Genomic DNA, 23,086 nt, shown 5'->3' with positions numbered 1-23,086 from the left:
ACAGTCTACAGACCGGCGGTCTGTTGTTAACGAACCGCTGGTCTGTTACTGTCGACGCCATAACAGACCACCAGTCTTTTATGGAGACCATCATGTACGTCGTACCCGACCAGACCGGCAAGCTCGCGGTCGTCACCGGCGCCAACAGCGGCACCGGCAAGGAGGCCGCCAAGCGCCTGGCCGCCGCCGGAGCCCGTGTGGTGATGGCGGTCCGCACCGTCGCGAAGGGTGAGGCCGCCCGCGCCGAGATCCTCGCCGAGCACCCGGACGCGCAGCTCGAGGTCCGGCGGATCGACCTCGCCGACCTGGCCTCGGTCCAGGAGTTCGCCGAGAAGCTGAGCGCCGACGAGCCGCACCTCGACCTGCTGGTCAACAACGCCGGCGTGATGAACCCGCCGACCCGGCAGACCACCAAGGACGGGTTCGAGCTGCAGTTCGGCTCCAACTACCTCGGCCCGTTCGCGCTCACCCTCCGGCTGCTGCCGCTCGTCCTGGCCGCGCCGGCGCCGCGGATCACGACCCACGCCAGCGGCGCGGCGAACTTCGGCCGAATCAACTTCGACGACCTGCAGTGGGAGCGCAGCTACCGCCGTACGGTGGCGTACTCGCAGTCCAAGCTGGCCGACCTGATGCTCAGCATCCAGCTCGCGAAGATCGCCGCCGACCGCGGCTGGCCGCTGCTCAGCACCGCCGCACACCCCGGCTTCACCCGCACCAACCTGCAGAGCGCCGGCGCAGCACTCGGCCGGGACAAGCCCTCACTGCTCAACCGGATCGGCTACCGATTGAGCCCGCTCCCGAGTCAGGGGGTCGAGGTCGGCACCGAGCCACTGTTGGTCGCGGCAACCAGCCCGGACACCGAGCCAGGTGCGTACTACGGCCCGTCCGGCCGCCTCGGCCTCGTCGGCCCGGCCACCGTCGTGCACCCACCGAAGCGAGCCCTCGACCCCGAAACCAACGCCCGCCTGTGGCGGGTCGCCGAACAGCTCACCGGCGTCACGCTCCCTACCGGCGTCAAGTAGGCCCTACGCTGCGGGAATGAGCGAGTGGTCGACTGGCGACATCTACGAGTCGTACGTGGGCCGGTGGAGCCGGCTGGTCGCGGCGGAGTTCCTCGGCTGGCTCGACCAGCCCGCCGGCCTGCGCTGGCTGGACGTCGGCTGCGGCACCGGCGCCCTGACCAGCACGATCCTGCGGACGGCGGATCCCGCCTCAGTCCACGGTGTCGACCCGTCGGAAGGCTTCATCGGCTACGCCCGGCAGACCGTCGACGACCAGCGGGCGAGCTTCGAGGTCAGGTCCGCGGCCGAGCTTCCGGACGGCCCGTACGACGCGGTCGTCGCCGGCCTGGTGCTCAACTTCATCCCGGAACGCGTCGAGGCGCTGCGCCGGATGCGTGAGATCGGCTCGACGGTCGCGGTCTACGTCTGGGACTACGCCGACGGCATGCAACTCATGAAGCACTTCTGGGACGCGATGATCGACGTCCGGCCGCGGGACCGCGACCACGACGAGGGCCTCCGCTTCCCGTTCTGTACGGCGGAAGGACTCGACGACCTGTTCACCCAAGCAGGGTTCACCACAGTCGGGACGCGCGAGATCGTCGTACCGACCGAGTTCGCCTCGTTCGACGACTACTGGCAGCCGTTCCTGGGTGGGCAGGGGGTCGCGCCGGCGTATCTGCGCAGCTTGCCCGAGACGGATCAGGACAAGCTGCGCGAGGCCGTGCGTGCCCGGCTGCCGATCGAGGCAGACGGCTCGATCCGCCTCACCGCGAGGGCATGGGCAGCCAAGGCAGTCAGCTGACGTAGTCCCTGCGGAGCAGACCGAACAGCAGGTCGTCGGTCCACTCGCCCTTGAACCAGCTGTTGGCCAACCGGAGTCCCTCCCGCTTGAAGCCGACGCGCTCCAGCAAGCGAGCCGACGCGGTGTTGCGGGCATCGCACTCGGCCGAAACGCGGTGCAGGTCCCAGTCGACGAAGAGGTGGTCGAGCAGGCCACGCACGGCCTCGGTCGCATACCCCTGGCGCTGGTACGCCGGTGAGACCGTGAACCCGAGCTCGGCCTGCATCAGGTTCTCGTGCAGGTTGAGGCCGAGATCGCCGATCAGCACGCCATCGAGGTCGATCGCGTACTGGAACCAGCCCGGCGCGGCCGGATCGCCCTCGCTGAAGTCCGCCACCAGCGCGACTGCTGCCGGCAGGGTCACCGGCGTCTCCCACGACTGGTAGCGGGCCACCTCGGGCGCCGACCGGTAGGCCGCGAACGCCTCCGCGTCGGCGGTCGTGAAACGGCGCAGGCTCAACCGCTCGGTTCGCACGAACATGCCGCCATGATGTCAAAACCGCGGCCGCGGCTCCGTCTTGTCAGTGAGAGGAGTGGCGCCGATGAAATTCCTACTGATCCTGCAGGGCGACACCAGTGGGGACCTGTGCCGCGACGAGTTCGAGGACGTCGCGTCCGAGGCCGGCGAGCTGGTCGGCGGCGAGCTGCTCGCCGATCAGCAGTCGGCGGTCACCGTTCCCGACCGCGCCCGCGCGACCCCGATCGATGCCTTCTACCTGGTCGACGTGGAGAACCGGGCCCGCGCGGTCGAGCTCGCGCAACTCCTGCCCGACGCGCACACGGCCGGGCGCTCGGTGGAGGTCCGCGCAGTCATGCACTCGACCGCGGCCGACTTCTAGCCGTCCTTCACGACCTTCAGCCAGAGGTTGGAGGCGAGCGGGTTCTCCGTCAGACTCAGGCGCTCGAGGCGGACGGTCCGGCCGCCGGCGCGCTCGAACAGACGGGTGCCGTCGCCGAGCATCACCGGGGCGTAGCAGAGCAAGACCTCGTCGAGCTCGCCCGCCTCGATGCACTGCTTGGCGATGTTCGCGCCGATCACGTTGACGTACTTGTCGCCGGCCGCGTCCTTCGCCATCGCGAGCGCCTTGCCGAACTCCCCGACGTACGTCACTCCAGCCTCCGGAGTGGCCGGTGGGCGGTGGGTGACGACGAACATCGGCCCGTCCCAGCCGCCGCCGAAGGCCTCGCCCTCGCCCTGCTCGCCTTTGTGTGGATCGTCCCCGTCGTGGGATCGCCGGCCGATCAGCAACGATCCGATCCGCGGGATGAGCTCCTCGACCTCCGGGTTCGGGCCGAGGTACGGCCGCATCCACTGCATGTCGCCTCCCGGCCCGCTGATGAAGCCGTCGACCGACATCGTCACCGAGTACAGCACCTTCGCCATCACAAACCTCCGGCTCGCTCGTCCTTACCCATCTTCAGACGAGCGAGCCGGGGAAAACTCATCGCGGGCCGACATCCGCCGGAGTCAGTGGGCGATTGAGCGGTGCGGACGGGCTGTACTCGTCGGCGCCGACGTCGGCCCGGCCGGTGCGCGGATGACCGTCGAGGTCGCGAGTGCCGTTCGGGTACGTCCTGCTCGCGGCGTTGATCGCCGGGCTCGTCGAGCTGAGGCGGCGGATGCCGTCGGACCCGGTGGCCAGCTTCGGGTCCTTCCGGCTGAAGCCGCCCGGGATGTTGCCGTCGGCGGCGTCGCCCCAGCAGATGTTGCCGGACCAGCTGATGCCGTCCAGGTATGGCATCGACACCAGTTGGCGGCCGGCGTCGCCGAGCAGCAGGTTGTCCGCGATCGTGCAGTCGCGTGGTGGCAGCGTCCGCTGCGACTCGCCGCTGATCGCCGTACCGCAGGAGAGCACGGTGTTGAGGGCGATCGTCACGCGGTCCGGCGCGTCGTTGCCGCGGCGGCTCTCCGGGGAGTCCTCCGGCTTGTGGTCCTGGACGTTGCCGCTGCCCAGTACGACGCCGGAGCCGCCGATCCGCTCGACGTAGTTGTTGATCACCAGGTGGTCGTTGCCGTAGATCCGGATTCCGTTGCTTCCAGCAAGAATGAAGTTGCCCTCGACCCGGGTCCGGTTGCCGTGCCGGAGCACGATCCCGCCCAGGCTGTCGCGGATCGTGTTGTGCCGGATGGTGTTCGCCGACGACTTGACCGAGATCGCCTCCGGATCGCCGTCGACGCGCTCGAACAGGTTGTACTCGACCACAGCGCCGGCGTCGCTCAGCGACCGCCCGCTCAGGCCGAGCCGGATCGGCTCGCCGCCGTTGTCGCCGGCGAAGGTGTGGTCGGAGAAGTGGTTCCGGGTGATCCGGACCCCGCGGGCCATCCCGTCCGAGTCGGGACCCTCGACCCCGAGGAAAACGCCGAGCGTCGACTTGCCGTGGAAGTGGTTGCGCTCGACGGTCGAGTTGTCGCCGCGGACCATCAGCCAGTGCAGGCCTTCGATGTCGGCGAACTGAAAGTCGTTGCGGCTGATCCGGACGTGATGACAGCTGGTCGGCACCTCGAACGTCGTACCCTGCCGCAGCTTGAAGCCGCTCACCGCGACGTACGACGAGTCGCCGAGCACGAAGCCGCGGCTGCCGGTCAGTGTCACCCCGCCGACCGACTCGGCGCGCACGGTGATCGGGGCGTCCGCGGTCCCGCGCTTGCCCTGGATGGCGATCGTCTGGCCGTCCGGTACGGCGTACGTCCCGTTGGCGAGCACGATGTCGGCGCCCGGTCGGGCCACGGCGATCGCCTTGCGGAGCTCGTCGAGGGTGCGGGCCCGGACCGGCCGGGCAGCGGCCCGGGCGGGTGGGACGGCGACGGCCGAGGTGGCGAGACCGGCGCCGACGGCGGTGAGGAAGGTACGGCGATGCATGGGCGGTCCTCCGGTGGTTCGGGGCGGTGATCCGGATGGTGGCGCTCAGTCTGTGGTCGGCACGGTGATCTTGGCAAGCGTTTACCAAGCAACACGCCCGGATCTCCCGTCCGGTGGGACGCAGGCGGTCGGTGGTTCCGTGGCACAGCCCGGGTGCAGCCGCCGGAGCCGGCCCGGGTAGCCTTCCCGACAATCGGGCTTTTCGGATTTTCGGGAGCTTTCGAGCGGCGGACGGAGGTGGACCCGGGCGATGCCGGAGCAGGATGCCGGGCGCCGGTCCACGTCGTACCACCGGGCCGCCGACGCGACGAGTATCGACGTGAACCGGCCGTCCCAGGCGCGGCTCTACGACCTGTTCCTCGGCGGCAAGAACAACTTCGAGGCGGACCGCCGGCTCTACCAGGAGCTGGTCCGGATCGCCCCCGAGGCGCCGCTGATCGCGGCCGAGAACCGGCGCTGGCTGGCCGAGGCGATCTGCCTGATGGTCCGCGACGGCGGCGTCGGCCAGTTCCTCGACCTCGGCTCCGGCCTGCCGACCGCGCAGAACACCCACGAGATCGCGCTGCGCGCGGATCCGGCGGCCAAGGTGGTGTACGTCGACAACGACCTGACCGCGGTCTCCCACGGACAGGCCCTGCTCGCCGACGACCTGCACGCCTACTTCGCCGACGCCGACCTGACCGACCCGGCGGGCGTCTTCCGGAACCCGGTCGTCTCCGGCGCCCTCGACCTGGACCAGCCGGTCGGGATCGTCCTCGGCCTGGTCCTGCATCTGGTCCCCGACGACGACCAGGTACGGCGGATCATCGCGGACTACCTCGAGACCGTGCCGTCTGGATCGTGGCTCGCGATCAGCCACCCGGTGCACCCGCGCGACGGCAGCCCGCTGGCCGACTTCGCCGGCTCGCTCGAGGACAAGCTGAAGGACGCCTTCCCCGACGTCCGGTTCCGGACCGCCGGCGAGATCGCCGGGCTGCTCGACGGTCTCGACCTGGCCGGACCCGGTCTGGTCGACCTTGCCGGCTGGTGGCCGGCGAACGCGCAGAAGCTCGACCCCACCGGCACCGCCCGGCTGCTCCAAGTCGCGGCCGGCCGCAAGCGCTGACCAAATCACTGGTGCTCCGGCCGCCGAGTGGCCGATGATGGTCGGCATGACTCCGAAGGCCGCTGCCGCTCACTGATCGCGCGACACCCCGCGCAGGATCACGCCCGTCGCCGACGGGCCCTTCAGCGTGCAGCCCTCTCAGTCTTTGGAGCTCATCACCCATGCACACCCTGCCGTCGCCGGCGTGGGTCGAGATCGCGTGTGACGAGTCGGGATTCTCCGGGAGCAACCTCCTGGATCCCGAGTCGCCCGTGATCACCCACGCCGGCGTGGATCTCGCCGTACCGGAGGCCGCCGAGCTGGTCGCCGTACTGCGGTCGTCGTTCCGCCGCCGTGGGTCCACCGAGTACAAGTCCAACCTGCTGCTCCGGCCCGGGCAGCGCGCCGACCTCGAGTGGTTCCTCACCGCCTTGCGCGGGCGGGCGAACGTCCACGTCATCGACAAGACCTGGTACGTCGCCCGCCGGGTGATCGAGTTGCTCGTCGCCGAACCGTCGTACGGCGCGGGCACCAGCCTGGCCACCGACCACGACGCGGCCGCGCTCGGCATCTACCAGGCGGCGAACCGGACCGAGTTCCTGGACGCGTTCCTCCAGCTGACGCGGACGAAGCGGATCCGGCTGCTCGACCACGCGCTGATCGACCGCTTCTTCGCCACGATGCCGCCCGGCGTCCCGGCGCTGCGCGACCTGACCCGCGCGCACGTCGAGGACGTCGTACGGCGGTTGATCGACGACGATCCCGCGATCCCGCCGCCACTCGAGCCCTTGGTTCCTGCACTTGCGGAGACTGCGCTGTTCTGGAGCGGCGGTCGCCGGTCGGTCGCGGTGGTGCATGACGAGCAGAGTGCGCTGACCAAGTGGCGCGTCGCCCGGCTGCGGACCTACCTGGCCGGCGCCGTGTTCCCTGCTCCGACGCCGTTGTTGACGGTGACCCAGGTCGACTCGCGCCGGGACCCGCGGGTCCAAGTGGCTGATCTGCTCGCCGGGATCGCCCGCCGCATGCACGCCAGTCCGAGCGACCTGCTCCGGCCTTACCTGGTGGGCGGGCTCTACCCGCCCACCATGCTGGATCAGCCGACCGGCTGGCGGGTGTAGGAGCGGGCGACGTCGATCCCGAGGATCTCGGGGCGGCCGGCGGGCTCGGGTCCGAGGACCTTGGCCAGCGCCGGCCCGAGGCGTTCGGCGAAGAAGCGGTCGGCGTGCTCCCGGGTGGTCCAGAGGGTGACGACCCGGAGTCCGTCGGCCGTGGTGCCGACATACCGGGCCTCCAGGCCGTCGGCCTGCTCCTCGCCGAGCTGGTCCAGGACCTTGTCGAACTGCTCGATCGCCGTGAACGGCGGGGTGGCGACTGCGATCCACTGCATGATTCCTCCTCGATGAGTTCCGACACCCTTGACGCTAGGGATCGGAGCGCCGGGCCGAATCCGCCGGATCACTCATTCGAGGTACTCATCGCCGGCTGGACCACGCGGCGATCTGGCTCCGGGTGGCGAACCCGAGCTTGGTGAGGATGTGCTGGACGTGGTTCTGCGCGGTCCGCTCGGAGATCACCAGCCGCTCGGCGATCTGCCGGTTGGTCAGCCCTTCGGCCACCAGGCCGGCGACCTCGAGCTCGCGCGCGCTCAGGCCGTGCTCCTCCCCGCCGTTCAGCCGCGCGACGAGCACCTCGGTCCGCTCCGCGTACGCCGTCATCCCGAGCATGTCGACCAGCCGGGCCGCCTCGGTCGCCGACGACCGGGCCCGGTCGTGGTCGCCCGGCCGGTGCCGGGTGAACAGCGTCGAGGCGAGGTGGTACTGCGCCTCGGCGACGAACCCGGCCGCACCGGCGGTCTCGGCCAGTTCGACGGCCGTGGTGAGATCGTCGACCGCGGTATCCAGCCGTCCGAGAGCCGCACCGGCTCGGCCGATCGCCAGCTCGGTCGGTCCCATGTAGGCGACACCGTTGCCGACGGCATGTTCCCCGCGGAACGGCTGCAGCCGGTCCAGCAGTACGGCGAGGTCGTCGTACCGGCCGAGTCCCAGGCAGGCGAGCGTCGCGTAGACGTACGCCGGCAGCACGAAGAACGCGGGCAGCGACCACGTGTCGATCGGCCCTGCTTGCCGGTACGACGCGGCCGCCTGCTCGGGCGAGTTCGTGCAAAGCAACAGATGGGCCCGCGACAGCAGCGACAGCGTCACGAACCGCGGTGGCGGTGTGAACGGCTGCTCGGCGAACCGGCGGATCTCCTCACTGGGCCCGACGTGTCCGGCCAACGCCATTTGCAGGGCGAAGTACGCGCCGGTCGCCGGCGCCGGTTCGATCGGCCGCATTCGGTCGAACCCACGGCGGGCAAGCACGGCCGCTTCGGCGTAGAGGCCGCGAGCCTGCGCGATACAAGCGGCGATCCGGTCGTGGTGCCAGGCGGCGACCGGTCCGCCGAGGCGATCGACGGCGACGCGGAGGCGGGGGAGTTCCTCGGCTGCGGCAGCCAGCCGGCCGCTCTCGATCAGCGCATCGAGTCGCCAGATCGCACCCCACATCTCGGCCCGCGGATCGCTCGTCCGCTTGGCCAGGTCGAGCATCTCGGCCGCGAGCGTCAACCGCTCGGTGCGACCTTCGGGACCTGGGCAGGCTTCCTGCCGCGCCCGCAGCGCATCCGCCAGCGCCCGGTCGTCCCTGGATGCCCGAGCCAGCTCGAGCGCCTCCGAACTGATCGCGTCGAGCCGCGTTTGCTCACCGTCGTAGAAGGCCAGATGGCTGCGCAGCGACAGCAGCCGGGCGCGCAACGCCGGATCGACGTCGAGCGCAAGCGCCTGTTCACACAGTCGCTTGGCAGTTGCGTTGATCGTCGGATCGGGCACGGCCTCGAGCACCAGCGCAGCCTCGGCCGCTTCCTCCGGATTTTGCGCAGCTGCCGCCGCGTCGACCGCTGCCTCACAACACGCACGCAGATCGCCGGCGAGGTACGCCGCCTTGCCCAGGGCAATCAAGATCGCGCAGCACTCCGGCGGATCGAGAGGCCGCGTCGTCAACGCTTGCCGATACAGCCGGACACCTTCCTCATAGGCCAGTCGACGTACGGCGTCCTCGGCCGCGCGAACCATCCACATCCGGGCGGTCGTCCCGTCGCCGTACTGCGCTAGGACTGCGTGGTGACTGGCGATCGCAGCCAGGTTGGTCTCGGGATCGGCCTCCAGTGCGGTCGCGACGGCACGATGGAGCGTTGTCCGCTCGGTGGTCGACAGGGATGCCTCGACCGCGTCTCGAGTGAGGGCGTGGACGAAGCGGAAGTCCTGGTCCAACCGGTCGACGAAGCCGAGAGTTGTTGCCTCGTCGACCAGTGGCAGGCAGTCGTCGACTGGTCGTTGCATCGTCGCGGCAACTGTCCTGAGCCCGAAGTCGCGGCCGACGATAGCGGCCGCCTGGACCAGGCGGCGGCAGTCGTCCGAGGCTCGATCGAGCCGGGTCCGGACGATCTCCCGCACCGATCGTGGCGGTGGCTCGTTCGGACGCCAGGAGCCGTCGGCGATCGCGCGGGCGAGCTCCCGGACGAACAGCGGGTTGCCGCCGGTGACGTCGTACACCGTTGCCGCCAACTCTGGATCAGTGGTTGCCGGCGACAACTGTCCGGCGACCTCGGTCGCGGCCAACGCGTGCAGGTCCAGGCGTTCGGCCGCGGAGAGGTCGCCGAGTCCGGTGCTCTCGCGGGCGGTGGCGAGAACCAGCACTCGCAGGTTCGCGAGGTGGCCGGCGAGTTGCCGCAGGACCAGCAGGGACGGTTCGTCGCCGCGGTGCACGTCGTCGAGGATCACGACCAGGCCGTGGTCGCCGGCGGCTCGCCGTACCTCGTCGGTGACCTGTTCGAGGAGCTTGAAACGGTCGTCTCCGGTGAGCACCTGATCCGCGTCGAGCCCGAGAGATCGCAGGACCTGCCGCCAGGGCCAGTAAGCGGGCGCGCCTTCGGTCTCGGCGCAGCGTCCCCAGGCGACGGCGGCGCCCTGGGCGAGGGCTACGCCGGCGACCTCCTGCGCCAGCCGGGTCTTGCCGATTCCGGCCTCGCCGGTGCACAGCACCAGGCGGCCGTGTCCCGCGCGTGCCTCATCCACCCAGCCCCGCAGCGCCTGCAGTTCCCCCCGGCGCCCCACCATCGCCATGGGGCAAGCATCACTCCGCGGCGGCTTTTGCGGAAGTTTGCGCGGCCAGGAAGTCCTCCCAGGTGCGGGTGCCGACGTGGGCGCCGCTGAGCGTCAGGTTGCCGCCGGCCCGGTACACCTTGCCGGCCTTGCCCGGCACCCGGATCGGGAGCGACAGCCGGCGCTTGCCCGTCGCCTTCAGGTAGTCCTGCGCGAGCTCGCCCACGGTGTAGACCTTCGGTCCGACCACATCAGGCACCAGGCCGGCCGGCTCGCCCAGCGCCAGCTCGACGAGCCGCTCGGCCACGTCCCGCGCATCCACTGGCTGGAACCGCACCCCGCCGGGAACAGGCAGCACCGGCAGCTTCGCCATCGCCCGCGTGGTCCGCAACGCGAAGTCGTGGAACTGCGCGGCTCGCAGTACGGTCCACGGCACCGACGACCGGCGTACGGCTTGCTCGGCGCCGAGCTTCGACTTGAAGTACGTCAACGGCAACTGGTCCACCGCGGTCACCGAGATGTGCACCAGGTGACGTACGCCGGCCCGCTCGGCCGCCTGGACCAGGTTCTGCGTCCCGATGTCGTCGCCCTTCGGGCCACCAGCCAGGTGGACGACCACTTCGGCGCCCTCGACCACCGCGTCCAGGCCGTCACCCTGCGTCAGGTCTGCCGCGACGTACTCGATCCCGTCACCCCGGTCCTGCGCGTGCCGGCTCAGTACCCGCACCTTCCATCCAGCGGCCTGCACCAGCGGCACGACCTGCCGCCCCAGCGTGCCCGTCCCACCGGTCACCAGCATCGTTCCCACGATTCCTCCACTCGTCTCCGAGGCCCGTCTCCCGGGCCCTCACCCTTCTGACGGACCCCGATCGGGGAGTGTGACTCGGGCAAAATGTCGAGGGGAGTGGGCCAGGTCCGACGTCTCCCGCGTACCGACTCAGAACTGCAGGAGGTTGTCGTGAAGTACGTGATCCTGATCCACTCCAACCCGCAGCCGTGGGGCCACCCGACCCCCGACTTCACCGAGGCCGGCCGGGCGATCCCGGCGGCGGAGCGCAAGCAGATGTACGAGGAGTTCGAGGCGTTGCTGGCCGACCTGCACGCCTCGGGGGAGTTCCTGTCCGCGGCCGCGCTCGACGCCCCCGCCTCGTCGACCGTCTACCGCTGGCAGGGCAAGCGTCCGGTGAGCACCGACGGGCCGTACGCCGAGTCGAAGGAGCAGCTGGCCGGGTTCTTCCTGTTCGAGTTCGCCAGTCGGGAGCGGGCCGAGGAGGTCGCCACCCAGTTCGCCGGTCCCGGTGACACCGTGGAGCTACGGCCCGTGATGATGTGACGTGCTGATGTGATCAGGGCCCCGCAAATCAAGTGATGTACGCCGTACCGCCGGTGCGGAAGTTCTCCTACTCTGAATCGACTACCGAGAGTCAGGAGCACTGCCCGTGACCACCGTCATCCTGATGGGGCCGCCCGGAGCCGGCAAGGGAACCCATGCCGAGTTGCTGGCCGGCCGTCTCGGGGTGCCGGTCATCTCGACCGGCGACATCTTCCGTGCCCAGGTCGCCGAGGGGACCGACCTGGGCCGGACGGCCCAGCGGTACCTCGACGCCGGCGAGTACGTCCCGGACGAGGTCACCAACGCGATGATCCGCGAGCGGCTGGCCGCCGCCGACTGCCGTACCGGCTTCCTGCTCGACGGCTACCCGCGCACCCTCGAGCAGGCCGCCGTGCTGGACGAGGTCCTCGCGGCGCAGGGCCGCGGGCTGGTCGCGGTCGTCATCCTGCGCGTCGACCAGGAAGCCCTGGTGCAGCGCCTGCTCCGGCGGGCCGAGATCGAGCACCGCTCCGACGACACCGAGGACGTCATCCGCCGCCGCCTCCAGGTGTACGGCGACCAGACCGTCCCCCTGATCAGCCTGTACGACGAGCGCGGCGTCCTCCGCGAGATCGACGGCACCGGCGAGATCCACGAAGTCCGCACGCGCGTCCTCGACGTCGCCGTCGAACTTACGCCGGCCGAGTGACCCGCGACGTTCACGGCGTACTGCCAGGAAAGTCCACGGGCTCTCCCAGCGGGTCTTTCTAACGTCTTTACCTTCGCACGGGGATCGGAACCGACGAAGGAGAAGGACAGTGGAAGACGACGACAAGCCGGTCGGCCGGGTGCTCACCCGGCGCCGGGCCCTGGCCGTGTTCGGCGCGGCCGGCGTGACGTTCACCGCCGTGGGTACGGCGGTGGCCGCCGACGCCGCGACGAGTACGACGGTCGACTGTGTGGCCAAGCCGGAGATGACCGAAGGGCCCTACTTCGTGGACGAAGGGCTGAACCGGTCGGACCTGCGGGTGGACACGTCGGACGGGTCCAGGGTCGCCGGGACCACGTTCACCCTGGTGCTGCACATCCTGCAGGTGGGCAGCAAGGCCTGCACACCGTTGCCTGGTGCAACTGTTGACCTCTGGCACTGTGACGCCGCCGGGATCTACTCCGACATCGCGGCCGAAGGGACCACGGGCAAGAACTTCCTCCGCGGCTACCAGGTCAGCAACCCGGGCGGGATCGTCAAGTTCACCACGATCCTGCCCGGCTGGTACCAGGGCCGGACCGTCCACACCCACGTGAAGGTCCGCACCACGGGCGCCGACGGCAGCCCGTACGAGTTCACGTCTCAGCTCTATTTCCCCGAGGAGTTCAAGGCGGCCTACCTGGCCGCGGCGCCGTACGCCGCCAAGGGCACGCCGGACACCACGAACGACACCGACATGCACTACGCCGACCTCGGCGACCAGATGCTTCTGCAACCGAAGCAGACCAGCAGCGGCTACGAGGCCTCGTTCGCCATCGCCCTGGACCTGTCCGACACCGCGGTCGGGGCCGACGACGCGTTCAGCATGCCGGGTGGCGGTGGCACCCCGCCGACGGGCACTCCACCCACCGGCACTCCACCCACGGACACCCCGCCGGCAGCCTGAGCTGTACTGAGCCCCGGGTGCCCTGCCCGGGGCTCAGGTGCGCCAGACGGGGGCTACCGACTTGCGGTAGTTGCGGCCGAAGATGCCGGTGATCACGGTGTAGACCGGCTTCGGGATGCCGCTGGTGATCGCGGCCATCTCGTCGGGTCCGGCGCCGTCGGAGACCCAGGCGAAGAACGTGCCGCCCTGCGACGGCCCGATCTTGGCGAACTCCCGGCCCATCGCCTTCAGCTCGGCGGAGTCCTTCTTCTCCAGGTACACGGCCTCGATCTCGGCCTCCTCGTGATCCATGTGCTGCACCGTCACGCGTTGCAGCTCCTGCATCGCCGCCAGCGCGGCCGCTGCGTCCGCGGCGCTCGCCGTACTGCGCAAGCTCGCGATCGAGCTGCGCGCCGCGTTCAGCGCGGTCGCCATCGTGTCGTGCTCGGCATCCATCTGGGTGAGCAGGTCGCGGCTCACACCGATCTGCTCCAGCGCCGGCCAGGCGATGTCGTGCTCGCCCTCGTGATGGTGTGTCAGCTGCTGGTCGAAGTTCGCCCAGGCCGTGGCCAGTTGCTGGGCCCGCTGCCGATCCCCCTCCGGAAATCGCCCCAACGCGTCGATGAATCGCTGCAGATCCCGCCGTACTGCGGCGTGGATCGCCTTGTTCATACTCATTTCCGCCATGAATCCGGAGTGTAGGCTGAAATCCCCGGAATTCGGAGACAACATGGCGGTGGCATTTCGCGGGACCGTGCGCCAGTGGCGCGACGACAAGCCTGGCGGGCTGGCAGTGGTCGACGTACCGGCCGAATTCGTAACGGAACTGGGCGGACGCAAACAGCGACGCATCACCGGCACGCTGAATGGCGCGGATTTCACCGCCAGCACCATGCTGGTGGCCGGTGGCGGCTTTTGTGTCGGCGTCAGCAAAGCCGCGCTGAAATCCGCGGGCGCCGCGGTCGGCGACCCGATCGACGTCGTCCTGCACCCCTGATCCCGGGAACATCCCACGCACGTGGGTGGTTGAGCAGAACGTGCATGGTGAGTACAAGGTGCCCGGTGGGAAGTTGGTTGTTGCGGACCTCGACGTGGTGGACGAGCACGTCCGGAGGGCGCAGATCAGTGGGGACTTCTTCCTGGAACCGGATGACGCGCTGGAGCGGATCAACGGTGCCCTCGCCGGTCTGCCGGTGGCGACTCCGGCGGCGCAGGTGGCTGCCCGAGTCCGCGGTGTCCTGGGGGATGGCGTCGAGATGCTCGGGTTCTCGCCGGATGCTGTGGCGGTCGCCGTACGGCGTGCGTTGACCGGGGCAACCGGTTGGCGCGATCACGAGTGGGAGTTCGTGCACGACGTACCGCGCGAGCCGGCGTTGCAGATGGCGCTCGACGAGGTGCTGACCGAGCAGGTCGGCTCCGGTGAGCGCCCGCCGACGCTGCGGGTCTGGGAGTGGGCGTCGAACGCCGTCATCATCGGCAGTTTCCAGTCGCTTAGCAACGAGGTCGACCTCGACGGCGCAGCCAAGCACGACGTGACAGTCGTACGGCGGATCAGCGGCGGCGGAGCCATGTTCGTCGAGCCGGGGAACACGATCACGTACTCGCTCTACGTCCCCGAGTCGCTGGTGTCCGGGCTGTCGTTCACCGAGTCGTACGCATTCCTGGACGACTGGGTGATCGGCGCGCTGAACGATCTCGGCATCGCCGCGACGTACCAGCCGATCAACGACATCACCTCGCCGGCCGGCAAGATCGCCGGCGCCGCCCAGAAACGCCTGGCAGGCGGCGCCGTTCTGCACCACGTCACGATGGCCTACGACATGGATGCCGCGAAGATGCTCGAGGTGCTGCGGATCGGCCGGGAGAAGCTGTCCGACAAGGGCACCACGAGCGCGAACAAGCGGGTCGACCCGCTGCGCAGCCAGACCGGTCTCGACCGTGCCGAGGTGATCGACCGCATGGTCGCGTCGTTCGCCGGCCGCTACGGCCTCAAGCCCGGCTCGATCGACCCGGCCACCGTCGAGCTCGCCGAGGACCGGGTCACCACCAAGTTCGGCACCGAGGACTGGCTCACCCGGGTTCCGTGATCGGTACGGCGTTACCGCTCACCCGCACCCTGTTGTCGTCGGCCCGCAGTTCGACGTGGATCAAGCTCGGCCGACCCAGGTCGTCGCCTTGGTGCAGCGTGAGCGTGACCGGTGCCTGGACGAGACCGCGCTCGCGCAGGTAGGCGCCGAACGCAGCCGCTGCCGCGCCGGTCGCCGGATCCTCGACGACCCCGCCGACCGGGAACGGATCGCGCACGTGGAAGGTCGTCTCGGACTCCCGCCAGACCAACTGCAGGGTGGTGAGATCGCGTTCCAGCATGTACGCGAGCAGCCGGTCGAAGTCGTACTCGAGGTCGGCGAGTCGTTGCCGGGTCGCCGTACCCAGCACGAGGTGGCGGGCACCGGCGAATCCGATGGCCGGCGGTAGGGCTGGGTCGAGCTGGTCGGCACGCCAGCCGAGGATGTCCAGGACCTCGCCGACGTCGCCGGCCTCCTCGACGTACGGCTCGACACTCGTCAGCGTCGCTCGCATGCCTTCGTCGACCGTGACCGGCACGTCGCCGGCGGGTGTCGAGAAGACCCGCTCACCCGGGCCGATCCGCTCGGCGAGCGCCACGGCGGTGGCCACCGTGGCGTGTCCGCAGAACGGGACTTCTGCCTTGGGCGAGAAGTACCGCACCTGGTATTTGCCAGTCACGAAGGCGGTCTCGGAGTAGCCGAGGTCGGCGGCGATCGTCTGCATCGCGGCGTCGTCCAGACCGCTCGCATCGAGCACGACTCCGGCCGGGTTGCCGCCGGCCGGGTCGGTGGTGAAAGCGGTGTAGCGAAGTACGTCGGTCATCGGCGCCTCAGCGTGAGATGGGTGGCAGCAGGTGAGCTGATCATCTCAGTCACCTTGTAGTTCCGCAGAGCCTCGTCGACGTTGTCGAACAGTCGCTCACCGGCCCCGGCCAGCAGCGGGACCTGAACCAGGTACAGCTCGTCGATCAGACCAGCCCGCAGATACGCCTGGACCGTCGCCGCGCCGCCCGCGATCACCACGTCCTGTCCCTTCGCGGCCGCGAACGCCCGCTCGAGCACGACCTGGACCGGCTCGTCGGTGAAGTGGAACGTCGTCCCGCCGTCCATCGGCACCGACTCCCGCGGGTGGTGCGTGCGCACGAAGACGTCGTGGTGGTACGGCGGGTTGTCACCCCACCAGCCCTTCCACGAGTCGTCCTGCCACGGACCGCGGATCGGTCCGAACATGTTCCGGCCCATGATCGTCGCGCCGACCTCCTTGTCCCACAGCGCGACCCGCTCGGCGTCGATCCCGGTCGCGCCGGGCTCCTGCGCCGCGAACATCCAGTCATGCAGCCCCTCCACGCCGTCCCCGAACGGCGCCTCCTCACGCTGGTTCACCCCGGCGCTGAATCCGTCCGCCGTGATGGTGAAGTTGTGGACCCGAACCTTGGCCATAGCAGTCTCCTCAGGTTGTGCTTGCACCCGCTGGTCGGAGCCGGTTCGGTCGCTTTGACATGGTTACTCGGTCCAGTCCAGCTGCGGCTCGGGAATCTCCAGTCCGCGCCCGAAGGCCTGCGCCTCCGCCCGGGCCGCCGCGTCGCCGCGCGGGTACCGGAACACCCGGCCCGGGAACACCACGAAGATCTCCTTGGCGTTGTGGAAGTCGGCGTACCAGCCGGGGGAGTCCAGGCTCGCCGCCAGCTCCCGGGCCAGCGTCTCGGAGTGCCAGTCCTCCACCTCGAACTCCAGCACCGACCACACCGGCGGCTGGCCGGTGGAGGCGCTGCTCACGTCGTACCTGCTGATCTTCCGCACGGCCAGCGGGATCTCCGACAACTCCGTCCCCACCCGGAGGCTCTCCAGGATCAACACACCCTCGTACATGCCGATCTCCTCTCCTCGCCCCCGACGCTAACTCGCCGCGCCGACATACCGTGGGGCCGTGGAGCTTGGATACGTGATCCTGTACGTCGAGGACCTCGACGTCTCGGTGGAGTTCTACCGGGACGTGCTGGGACTGCCGCACAAGTTCAGCGACGCGGGGTACGCCGAGTTCGCGACGGGCGCGACCCGGTTCGCGCTGTACGAGCGGCGGCGGGCGGAGTGGCTGACCGGGCGGGCGGTGACGCCCGGCCCGGCCGCGGAGATCGTGCTGATGGTCGGCGACGTGGACGCGTGCGCCGATCGCCTCGCCGGCTTGGGCGTGCCGGTGCTCAGCGGGCCGGCCGACCGTCCGTGGGGACACCGGACGGTGCACGTGGCCGATCCCGACGGGTTCGTGGTCGAGTTGGCTCAGGAGATCCCGCGCCGGCGCGGGCGGCGGGTCAGCGGCGACGGTGGTGGTAGTGCTGCTGATGCTGCCAGCGGTGGCGGTGCGCCCCGCTGAACAAGGCGATCCAGAACAGGCCCCACAACAGCCACGGCGCGGTCAGCAGCACCGCGGTGACGACGAGGCCGATCATCAGGATCGGCGCGAGCATCACGAACGGCGGAGGCGCCTGCCGTTGCCGCTGCCGGACCGGCTTCCCGGCCGGCGACCAGGGGCCCTGCACGAGTTGCAGCTCGGCCGGGTCCGGGAGGTCGTCGAACAGCGGCACCAGGTCGTCGGCGTACCGGGCCCGGGTCGCGTGCTCGCTACGGTCCTCGAACTCCTCCTGCGTCAGCCGGCCGGCGACGAAGTGGTCGCTGAGCATCGCCACGGCCTGGTCGCGCTCGGCGTCGCCGATCCGGACCGGGCCGTGGCGCTCGGGAAGGTACGGGTTCATGACCGGTCCTGCGGCTCGTCGTCGGCGAGGATCCCGTACAGCTTGCGCCGCAGCTCGGCGAGCGCGTCCTTGGCCTGCGCCTGCTGCTCCGGTGTGCCGGTCGCGAGGATCTGCCACATCGCCGCCGCGGCCTGGCCGAGCATCGGTTTCAGCCCGTTCTCGTCGTCGTGCTGTGGCGCGCCCATCGCCTCCCACGGCGCCCGGACCTCGTCGGCGTGCTCGGCGACGTACGCCCGGCCCTCGTCGGTCAGCGTGAAGGTCCGGCGGCCGACCTCGGCGTCGGCGGTGACCAGGCCCTCGTCCTCGAGCTGCTGCAGGGTCGGGTAGATCGAGCCCGGGCTCGGCTTCCACACCCCGCCGCTGCGCTCGGCGATCTCCTGGATCAGCTGGTAGCCGTTCATCGGCTGCTCGGCCAGGACGGCGAGGATCGCCGCCCGGACGTCACCGCGCCGGGCCTTGGGCCCGCGCCAGCGCGGCGGCGGCCCGCCCCACGGCGGCCCGAAGAACTGCCCGCCGAACATCCCCCACTGGCCGCCCCCGAACGGGTGCTGGTGGCCGTGATGGGTCTTGCGGCCGCCGCTCATCGCGGCGCGCAACTCTTCCTTCAGGTCCTCGAAGGCTGAACAGTGCCGGGCGAGGTGCTGCCAGGGCCACCCCGCCGCGTACGTCGATCCGGTCATCTCGACCACCCGTCCCTCGGCTGAGAATGCGATAGTTCGACGATATATCGCGAACGATCGCAACCCAAGGGGTTCAGCCGGCCGACTCCACGGTTGCCCGCCAGCTCGCGAGCAGCCGGAGCGCGTCGTACGTCGGTGAGCCCCGTTCGGCGGTGTAGACGGTCATGGTCAGACCGGGGTCGGCGGGCAGCGGCATTGCCTCGAACCGCAGCTCGAGCGGGCCGACCTCCGGGTGGCGGAAGTGCTTGACGCCGGAGTGGTGCAGGCGGACGTCGTGCGCGGCCCAGCGCTTGCTGAACTCCTCACTCCGGGTGGTGAGCTCGCCGACCAGCTCGGTCAGCTTGCTGTTGTAAGGGTCGCGGCCGGCCTCGGTGCGCAGCAGGGCGACGGTGGTGTTCGCCGAGTGGTTCCAGTCCGGGTAGAAGGTCCGCGCGGCTGGATCGAGGAAGTTGAAGCGGGCCAGGTTGGCCGGTCGAGTGGCTGTGGCGAAGACCGGGGCGAACATGGCCTGGCCGAGCTCGTTGGCGGCGAGCAGGTCGAGCCGGCCGTTGCGGACGAACGCCGGCGACTCGGTCAGCGACTCCAGGATCGCCAGGATGCCTGGGCGGACTTCCTCGGTGGTCCGGCGGCGTCGCGCCGTACGTGGGGATGCGCCGGCAGTGCGAGCCAGATCGGACAGGTGCTGACGCTCGGCCTCGTTCAGTCTCAGTGCGTCGGCGAGTGCGTTGAGCACGCTGTCGGAGACTCCGCCGAGGTGGCCGCGCTCGAGGCGGGCGTAGTACTCGACGCTGACGCCCGCGAGCAGGGCGACCTCCTCGCGCCGCAGACCCGGCACCCGGCGGTGCCCCGAGTGCAGGCCACCGATCCCGGCCTGCTCCGGCGTGACCTTCGCCCGCCGGCTGGCCAGGAACTCGCGGATCTCACTGCGGTTGTCCACGCTTTCGAGGCTAGCGCGGGTGTTGTAGGTCAGGGGTGCCCTGTGAGTACCACCCTCAGCTCGCTTCGATCACGCGGTAGTCGTACGGCGGGATCGCGTCGCTGACCGCGGTCATCGTGAAGCCCGCCTGGGACAGCACGCTGCGGAACTCGGCCTCGGTGCGCTCCCGGCCGCCGGTCACGACGAGCATGTGGATGTCGACCAGCAGCGTCGGTACGTCGTTCGGTCCGGCGAGCTCGGGGAGCATTCGGTCGAGGACCAGGAGGCTTGCGGTCGGCGGCATCGCGGTTCGGCAGTTGCGGAGGATCTGCAGGGCTGCGGCGTCGTCCCAGTCGTGCAGGATCTGCTTGAGCAGGTAGGCGTCCGCGCCCTTGGGCACTTCGTCGAAGAAGTTGCCGGGCTCCAGGCGGCACCGATCGGCGACACCTCGTGCGTCGAGTGTCGTCGCGGCATCCTCGAGGCCGGAGGGGAGGTCGAAGACGATGCCTTGCAGGGTTGACTGCGCGGTGAGCAGCTCGGCGATCAGGGTGCCGTCACCGCCGCCGACGTCGAGGATGGTGTCGAAGCGCTCTGGGCGGATGGCGTCGACCAGGCCGGGCGCGGCGGCGCGGGAGTGCTGCGCCATCGCCTTGTTGAAGACGGCGGATGCCGCCGGATGGCTTGTGTAGTAGTCGATCCAGAACATGCCATGGGCCTGCAGCCAACCGGGTACGCCAGTTCGGATCGCGGTGACCAACTCACCCCAGCTGAGCCAGGAGGCCTTGTCCCACAACATGACGGACAGGGCGTGAATGGAGTCGTCAGTGGTACTGCGGAGGCATCCACCGGCCTCGGTGAGCTCGAACATGTCGGTGTCGGTCTGCCGGGTGAGGCCCAGTCCGGCCAAGGCGCGCAGGAGGCGCCGGAGGGATCGCTGGTCGGCGTCGAGGATCTTCGCCAGCTCGGCGCTGGATCGTGGCCCGTCCTCCAGCAGGTCGGCCAGGCCGAGCTCTGCGGTCGCGCTGACGACCTTCGTCACGGTCGCTCCGAACAGCAACTGGTCTTGGTTCGTGGTCATTCGGCCACGCTCACACCGGGTGCACCGCGGGGACATGACCAGGAGTGCACAGGTGTTGAGGATCCGTGTACTGGCCGGTGCTGGTTGGTTACGGTGGGCGGATGAGCGTCGTGTTCCGGGCCGACGACCAGCCTCTGAAGGCACGAGCCGACTACTGGCACCAGGTGGTCGGGGACACGCTCGCGCGCCTGGATCTGGCGGCTCCGCCGTCGCTGGATGCCCGGGACCGCTTGCGGGTCGGCGAGGTCGGTCCGGTGCGGGTGGTCGAGCTGTCGACCGGCGAGTCGAGCCGGGCTACTCGTCGCCGTACGCATATCAGCAGTTCGGATCCTGAGGTGTTCAAGATCGACGTCCAGGCTCGCGGGCATGGTCTGATCGCACATGGCGGTCGGGAGGCTCGCTGCGCGCCGGGTGACTTCACGCTGGTCGATCTGTCCCGGCCTTGTGGCTGGGCGAACAGTCCGGCGGCCGGCCTGGTGGCGGTGGCATTTCCGCGATCGCTCTTGCCTGCTTGGGATCTGGACTCGCTGACCGGTGTTCGGATTGCCGGTGATGACGGGCTGGGTGCGCTCGTGTCCTCGCTGGCGCTTCGGCTTCCGAAGCACCTCGACGACGCGGACGGCGGACGCCTCGGTACGGCGATGCTGGACCTGCTGACCGTGGTCCTGGCCGAACGGCTCGGGGACGGTCGAAGCGTTCCGCCGGCGACGCGGCGCCGGGCGTTGCTGGTCCAGATCCACGCGTACATCGAGCAGCGCTTGTCGGATCCGGCGCTGTCGCCGCGGAGCATCGCGGCGGCCAACTTCATCTCGGTCCGCTATCTCCACAAGCTTTTCGAAGCCGAGAAGACGACCGTGGTCGCCTCGATCCGACGCCGCCGACTCGTCCGCTGCCACCGCGATCTACTCGACAGCACCCTGAACGCCGTACCAGTCAGCGCCATCGCAACCCGCTGGGGCTTCAGCAGCCCTGCCCACTTCACCCGCCTGTTCCGCGCAACCTACGGCCAACCCCCGACCCAGGTACGCAACCCGTGACCTGACGGGCTGCTGATCGGGGGTCAGGCGGCGAACTGCAGGTCGTCGGCGGTGGCGACGAGGACGACAGAGCTGCCTTCGACGGCGACCTGCTTGAGGGAGGCGCCGAACGGGAGCTCGGGGAGCGTGATGCCGCGGGCCAGCAACCGGCTCACGACGGTGCGGAGTGCTGACGGGACTGCGTCGGAGAGCTGGTCGACGGCGAGCACGATGCGGCCCTTCTCGACCTTCGGGACGAGCGTCGCGTCCACGTCGACACCGCGAACCGCCAGCTGGGCGTGCAGTTTCTCGTCCACGACGCGCAGAGTCAGGTCGTCGACGCCAGTCGCCCGTGCGGCGAGCTTGGTCAGCTCGGCCGGCGACAGCCGGAGCTTCATATCCGTCGAGTCGATGGTGACCGCCGCGCCGGCTCCGCCCGTCACCAGCGCGCGCGGGACGTGCACGCCGCTCATCGTCACCGTGAGGTCCTCGGCGGGAACGGACGAGAACGTCGGCTGCTGCATCGTCAGCGTGACCGACTGGAACTCCTCGCGCGCGACCTGCGGCAGGAACCCGAACCCGCCGATCGAAACGCTGGTGTCCGCGGCCTGGACGTCGTACTTCGCGGCCTCGTCGGCAGCCATCGTCGCCAGCCGATCCTCGGCAACCCACGCGGCAGCCCGATCAGCACCCACCACGAGGCACCCCAGCACCACCACGGTGACCACCAGACGCCGCCCCCAACGACGCGGTCTCCTCGAACCCATCCCAGCCCTTCCCACCATCCGGCCCGCAAGCCCCGACACCCCGTCAACCCCGCACAGCCTAGGCCAGCCCCCCAACCCACCTCCCCACACTCCTTACATGAGCGGTTACGCGGGGGTGCGGAGGGTGTTGATGGTTTCTTGGAGGGCTTGGGTGGTGGGGGTGGGGTTGATGCCGAAGGCAACTGTTGCTGCCGTGGAGTCGATGACGAAGGGGCGCTGCCACTGGTACTGCGTTTCGACCATTGCGCGGGCGGCCGGGTTGAAGAGGCCGGCGAGGCGTAGCGCGAAGCCAGGCATCTTGGCGACGCGGGCGGTCGGGGCGCCGGCGAGCTCGGCAGCGTGGGTGGCGAGCTCGCGGATCGACTGCGGCGGGGGAGTGGGCACGTGCCACGCCCGCCCCCACGCCTTCTCGTCCGCGGCGACAGCGACCAGCGTGCGCGCGACGTCACCGACGTACGTCCAGCTGTGCGGTGCGTCCAGGTCGGCCGGCGCCGTACCGCGCCGGCCTTCGATCACCTTCGGCAGCACCATCACGCTGAACGGCGACACCGTGTGCGCGCCTAGGTAGTCCGACCCGCGCACCTCAGCCGTCCGGATCCGCCCGGCCTCGTGCGCCGCCAGCGCATCGGTCCAGAGCTTGGTGCGCACCTCACCCTTCACAGAGTTCGGCCGCAACGGCATGCCCTCGGTCATCGGCCCGTCCACCTCGCCGTACCCGTACAAGTTCCCCGTCGTCACCAGTACGGCGCCTGTCTCCTCAGCCGCACGCACCAGCGCCGCCCCAAGCGGCGGCCAGTCCGTAGCCCACCGGTGATAGGCAGGCCCCGCACAGCTGTACAACCCCACAGCCCCCTTGGTCACCTCAGCCAACCGCTCCCCATCCGAAGCATCCACCGCCACACACTCGATCCGCCCCTCCCCGCCAGCGCCCGCTCCGCCAG

28 protein-coding genes are annotated in these 23,086 nt (G+C 69.8%); 12 read left to right on the top strand and 16 right to left on the bottom strand.

Going from position 1 to position 23,086, the window contains the following annotated elements; translation table 11 throughout:
* Nucleotides 1-80: 80 nt before the first annotated feature.
* Together AB0H36_RS33070 and AB0H36_RS33065 are read left to right on the top strand one after the other, a co-directional pair.
* Complete coding sequence (locus AB0H36_RS33070) at nt 81-1,022, top strand: SDR family oxidoreductase (protein ID WP_360532643.1); 942 nt, start codon at nt 81-83, stop codon at nt 1,020-1,022.
* Between the two features lie 16 nt (nt 1,023-1,038).
* Nucleotides 1,039-1,806: a class I SAM-dependent methyltransferase gene (locus AB0H36_RS33065; protein WP_360532640.1), complete on the top strand. Its 768-nt coding sequence runs from the start codon at nt 1,039-1,041 to the stop codon at nt 1,804-1,806.
* Here AB0H36_RS33065 and AB0H36_RS33060 read toward each other — a convergent pair.
* Nucleotides 1,799-2,326: a GNAT family protein gene (locus tag AB0H36_RS33060; RefSeq protein WP_360532637.1), complete on the bottom strand. Its 528-nt coding sequence runs from the start codon at nt 2,324-2,326 to the stop codon at nt 1,799-1,801. The genes AB0H36_RS33065 and AB0H36_RS33060 overlap by 8 nt on opposite strands.
* 61 nt (nt 2,327-2,387) lie before the next feature.
* Here AB0H36_RS33060 and AB0H36_RS33055 point away from each other — a divergent pair, with 61 nt between their 5' ends.
* On the top strand, nt 2,388-2,684 hold the full coding sequence (locus AB0H36_RS33055; RefSeq protein WP_360532634.1) for a hypothetical protein: 297 nt from the start codon (nt 2,388-2,390) through the stop codon (nt 2,682-2,684).
* Here the strand turns inward: AB0H36_RS33055 and AB0H36_RS33050 are convergent.
* Together AB0H36_RS33050 and AB0H36_RS33045 are read right to left on the bottom strand one after the other, a co-directional pair.
* On the bottom strand, nt 2,681-3,229 hold the full coding sequence (locus tag AB0H36_RS33050; RefSeq protein ID WP_360532631.1) for a dihydrofolate reductase family protein: 549 nt from the start codon (nt 3,227-3,229) through the stop codon (nt 2,681-2,683). The genes AB0H36_RS33055 and AB0H36_RS33050 overlap by 4 nt on opposite strands.
* 58 nt (nt 3,230-3,287) lie before the next feature.
* A complete protein-coding gene (locus AB0H36_RS33045; RefSeq protein WP_360532628.1) occupies nt 3,288-4,706 on the bottom strand; it encodes a polysaccharide lyase 6 family protein in 1,419 nt (472 codons plus the stop codon).
* Between the two features lie 250 nt (nt 4,707-4,956).
* Between AB0H36_RS33045 and AB0H36_RS33040 the strand changes: the two genes are divergently transcribed.
* Both AB0H36_RS33040 and AB0H36_RS33035 read left to right on the top strand, forming a co-directional pair.
* On the top strand, nt 4,957-5,811 hold the full coding sequence (locus AB0H36_RS33040; RefSeq protein ID WP_360532625.1) for an SAM-dependent methyltransferase: 855 nt from the start codon (nt 4,957-4,959) through the stop codon (nt 5,809-5,811).
* Nucleotides 5,812-5,972: 161 nt separating this feature from the next.
* Nucleotides 5,973-6,908, top strand: coding sequence for a DUF3800 domain-containing protein (locus tag AB0H36_RS33035; protein ID WP_360532622.1), 936 nt, complete (start codon nt 5,973-5,975; stop codon nt 6,906-6,908).
* Here AB0H36_RS33035 and AB0H36_RS33030 read toward each other — a convergent pair.
* From AB0H36_RS33030 to AB0H36_RS33020, 3 genes are all read right to left on the bottom strand, one after another.
* Complete coding sequence (locus AB0H36_RS33030; RefSeq protein WP_360532619.1) at nt 6,884-7,177, bottom strand: hypothetical protein; 294 nt, start codon at nt 7,175-7,177, stop codon at nt 6,884-6,886. The genes AB0H36_RS33035 and AB0H36_RS33030 overlap by 25 nt on opposite strands.
* A gap of 85 nt (nt 7,178-7,262) precedes the next feature.
* The gene (locus tag AB0H36_RS33025) at nt 7,263-9,947 is read right to left on the bottom strand and encodes an AAA family ATPase (protein ID WP_360532616.1); all 2,685 of its coding nucleotides are present in this window, start codon (nt 9,945-9,947) and stop codon (nt 7,263-7,265) included.
* Between the two features lie 10 nt (nt 9,948-9,957).
* Entirely contained in the window at nt 9,958-10,725 is a 768-nt protein-coding gene (locus AB0H36_RS33020; RefSeq protein ID WP_360532714.1) for an NAD(P)H-binding protein, read from the bottom strand.
* Between the two features lie 159 nt (nt 10,726-10,884).
* Between AB0H36_RS33020 and AB0H36_RS33015 the strand changes: the two genes are divergently transcribed.
* The 3 genes from AB0H36_RS33015 to AB0H36_RS33005 all read left to right on the top strand — a co-directional run bounded on the left by AB0H36_RS33015 (nt 10,885) and on the right by AB0H36_RS33005 (nt 12,893).
* Nucleotides 10,885-11,259, top strand: coding sequence for a YciI family protein (locus tag AB0H36_RS33015; RefSeq protein ID WP_360532613.1), 375 nt, complete (start codon nt 10,885-10,887; stop codon nt 11,257-11,259).
* A gap of 106 nt (nt 11,260-11,365) precedes the next feature.
* A complete protein-coding gene (locus AB0H36_RS33010; protein WP_360532610.1) occupies nt 11,366-11,947 on the top strand; it encodes an adenylate kinase in 582 nt (193 codons plus the stop codon).
* A 109-nt stretch (nt 11,948-12,056) separates the two neighbouring features.
* Nucleotides 12,057-12,893: a hypothetical protein gene (locus AB0H36_RS33005; RefSeq protein WP_360532607.1), complete on the top strand. Its 837-nt coding sequence runs from the start codon at nt 12,057-12,059 to the stop codon at nt 12,891-12,893.
* 33 nt (nt 12,894-12,926) lie between these two features.
* Here the strand turns inward: AB0H36_RS33005 and AB0H36_RS33000 are convergent, their stop codons facing one another.
* Nucleotides 12,927-13,559, bottom strand: coding sequence for a hemerythrin domain-containing protein (locus tag AB0H36_RS33000; RefSeq protein ID WP_360532604.1), 633 nt, complete (start codon nt 13,557-13,559; stop codon nt 12,927-12,929).
* Nucleotides 13,560-13,602: 43 nt separating this feature from the next.
* On the opposite strand from AB0H36_RS33000, the gene AB0H36_RS32995 reads away from it, so the two are divergent.
* Both AB0H36_RS32995 and AB0H36_RS32990 read left to right on the top strand, forming a co-directional pair.
* Nucleotides 13,603-13,869, top strand: coding sequence for a DUF1905 domain-containing protein (locus AB0H36_RS32995; RefSeq protein WP_360532601.1), 267 nt, complete (start codon nt 13,603-13,605; stop codon nt 13,867-13,869).
* Nucleotides 13,870-13,894: 25 nt separating this feature from the next.
* Nucleotides 13,895-14,959 (top strand): biotin/lipoate A/B protein ligase family protein, encoded by a 1,065-nt coding sequence (locus tag AB0H36_RS32990; protein WP_360532598.1) that lies wholly within the window; start codon nt 13,895-13,897, stop codon nt 14,957-14,959.
* Here AB0H36_RS32990 and AB0H36_RS32985 read toward each other — a convergent pair.
* From AB0H36_RS32985 to AB0H36_RS32975, 3 genes are all read right to left on the bottom strand, one after another.
* A complete protein-coding gene (locus tag AB0H36_RS32985) occupies nt 14,943-15,761 on the bottom strand; it encodes a PhzF family phenazine biosynthesis isomerase (RefSeq protein ID WP_360532595.1) in 819 nt (272 codons plus the stop codon). The two genes, AB0H36_RS32990 and AB0H36_RS32985, sit on opposite strands and share 17 nt — an antisense overlap.
* Nucleotides 15,758-16,378 carry a dihydrofolate reductase family protein gene (locus AB0H36_RS32980; RefSeq protein WP_360532592.1) on the bottom strand — a complete coding sequence of 207 codons (621 nt, stop codon included), beginning with the start codon at nt 16,376-16,378 and terminating at the stop codon, nt 15,758-15,760. The genes AB0H36_RS32985 and AB0H36_RS32980 overlap by 4 nt, the downstream gene beginning before the upstream one ends.
* A 63-nt stretch (nt 16,379-16,441) precedes the next feature.
* Nucleotides 16,442-16,807 (bottom strand): hypothetical protein, encoded by a 366-nt coding sequence (locus AB0H36_RS32975; protein ID WP_360532589.1) that lies wholly within the window; start codon nt 16,805-16,807, stop codon nt 16,442-16,444.
* A gap of 58 nt (nt 16,808-16,865) precedes the next feature.
* Here AB0H36_RS32975 and AB0H36_RS32970 point away from each other — a divergent pair, with 58 nt between their 5' ends.
* Nucleotides 16,866-17,309, top strand: a complete 444-nt coding sequence (locus tag AB0H36_RS32970; protein WP_360532586.1) for a VOC family protein — start codon at nt 16,866-16,868, stop codon at nt 17,307-17,309.
* On the opposite strand, the gene AB0H36_RS32965 is transcribed toward AB0H36_RS32970, so the two are convergent.
* From AB0H36_RS32965 to AB0H36_RS32950, 4 genes are all read right to left on the bottom strand, one after another.
* The gene (locus tag AB0H36_RS32965; RefSeq protein WP_360532583.1) at nt 17,248-17,688 is read right to left on the bottom strand and encodes a DUF1707 domain-containing protein; all 441 of its coding nucleotides are present in this window, start codon (nt 17,686-17,688) and stop codon (nt 17,248-17,250) included. The genes AB0H36_RS32970 and AB0H36_RS32965 overlap by 62 nt on opposite strands.
* A complete protein-coding gene (locus tag AB0H36_RS32960; protein ID WP_360532580.1) occupies nt 17,685-18,368 on the bottom strand; it encodes a PadR family transcriptional regulator in 684 nt (227 codons plus the stop codon). Before AB0H36_RS32960 ends, AB0H36_RS32965 begins: the two co-directional genes overlap by 4 nt.
* Nucleotides 18,369-18,441: 73 nt before the next feature.
* On the bottom strand, nt 18,442-19,305 hold the full coding sequence (locus AB0H36_RS32955; protein WP_360532577.1) for a helix-turn-helix transcriptional regulator: 864 nt from the start codon (nt 19,303-19,305) through the stop codon (nt 18,442-18,444).
* Nucleotides 19,306-19,360: 55 nt separating this feature from the next.
* Nucleotides 19,361-20,362: a methyltransferase gene (locus AB0H36_RS32950; RefSeq protein ID WP_360532574.1), complete on the bottom strand. Its 1,002-nt coding sequence runs from the start codon at nt 20,360-20,362 to the stop codon at nt 19,361-19,363.
* Between the two features lie 101 nt (nt 20,363-20,463).
* On the opposite strand from AB0H36_RS32950, the gene AB0H36_RS32945 reads away from it, so the two are divergent.
* Nucleotides 20,464-21,399, top strand: coding sequence for a helix-turn-helix domain-containing protein (locus AB0H36_RS32945; protein WP_360532571.1), 936 nt, complete (start codon nt 20,464-20,466; stop codon nt 21,397-21,399).
* Between the two features lie 23 nt (nt 21,400-21,422).
* Here AB0H36_RS32945 and AB0H36_RS32940 read toward each other — a convergent pair whose 3' ends face one another.
* Together AB0H36_RS32940 and AB0H36_RS32935 are read right to left on the bottom strand one after the other, a co-directional pair.
* Nucleotides 21,423-22,073, bottom strand: coding sequence for a DUF2993 domain-containing protein (locus AB0H36_RS32940; protein ID WP_360532568.1), 651 nt, complete (start codon nt 22,071-22,073; stop codon nt 21,423-21,425).
* 177 nt (nt 22,074-22,250) lie between these two features.
* Entirely contained in the window at nt 22,251-22,916 is a 666-nt protein-coding gene (locus tag AB0H36_RS32935) for an NAD-dependent epimerase/dehydratase family protein (protein ID WP_360532565.1), read from the bottom strand.
* Between the last annotated feature and the right edge of the window lie 170 nt (nt 22,917-23,086).

Origin of the sequence: Kribbella sp. NPDC050820, assembly GCF_040653975.1 — a bacterium.
Classification (GTDB): Bacteria; Actinomycetota; Actinomycetes; order Propionibacteriales; family Kribbellaceae; genus Kribbella.
The sequence above is the reverse complement of the archived record's forward strand: the minus strand, read 5'-3'. Positions and strand labels throughout refer to the sequence as shown.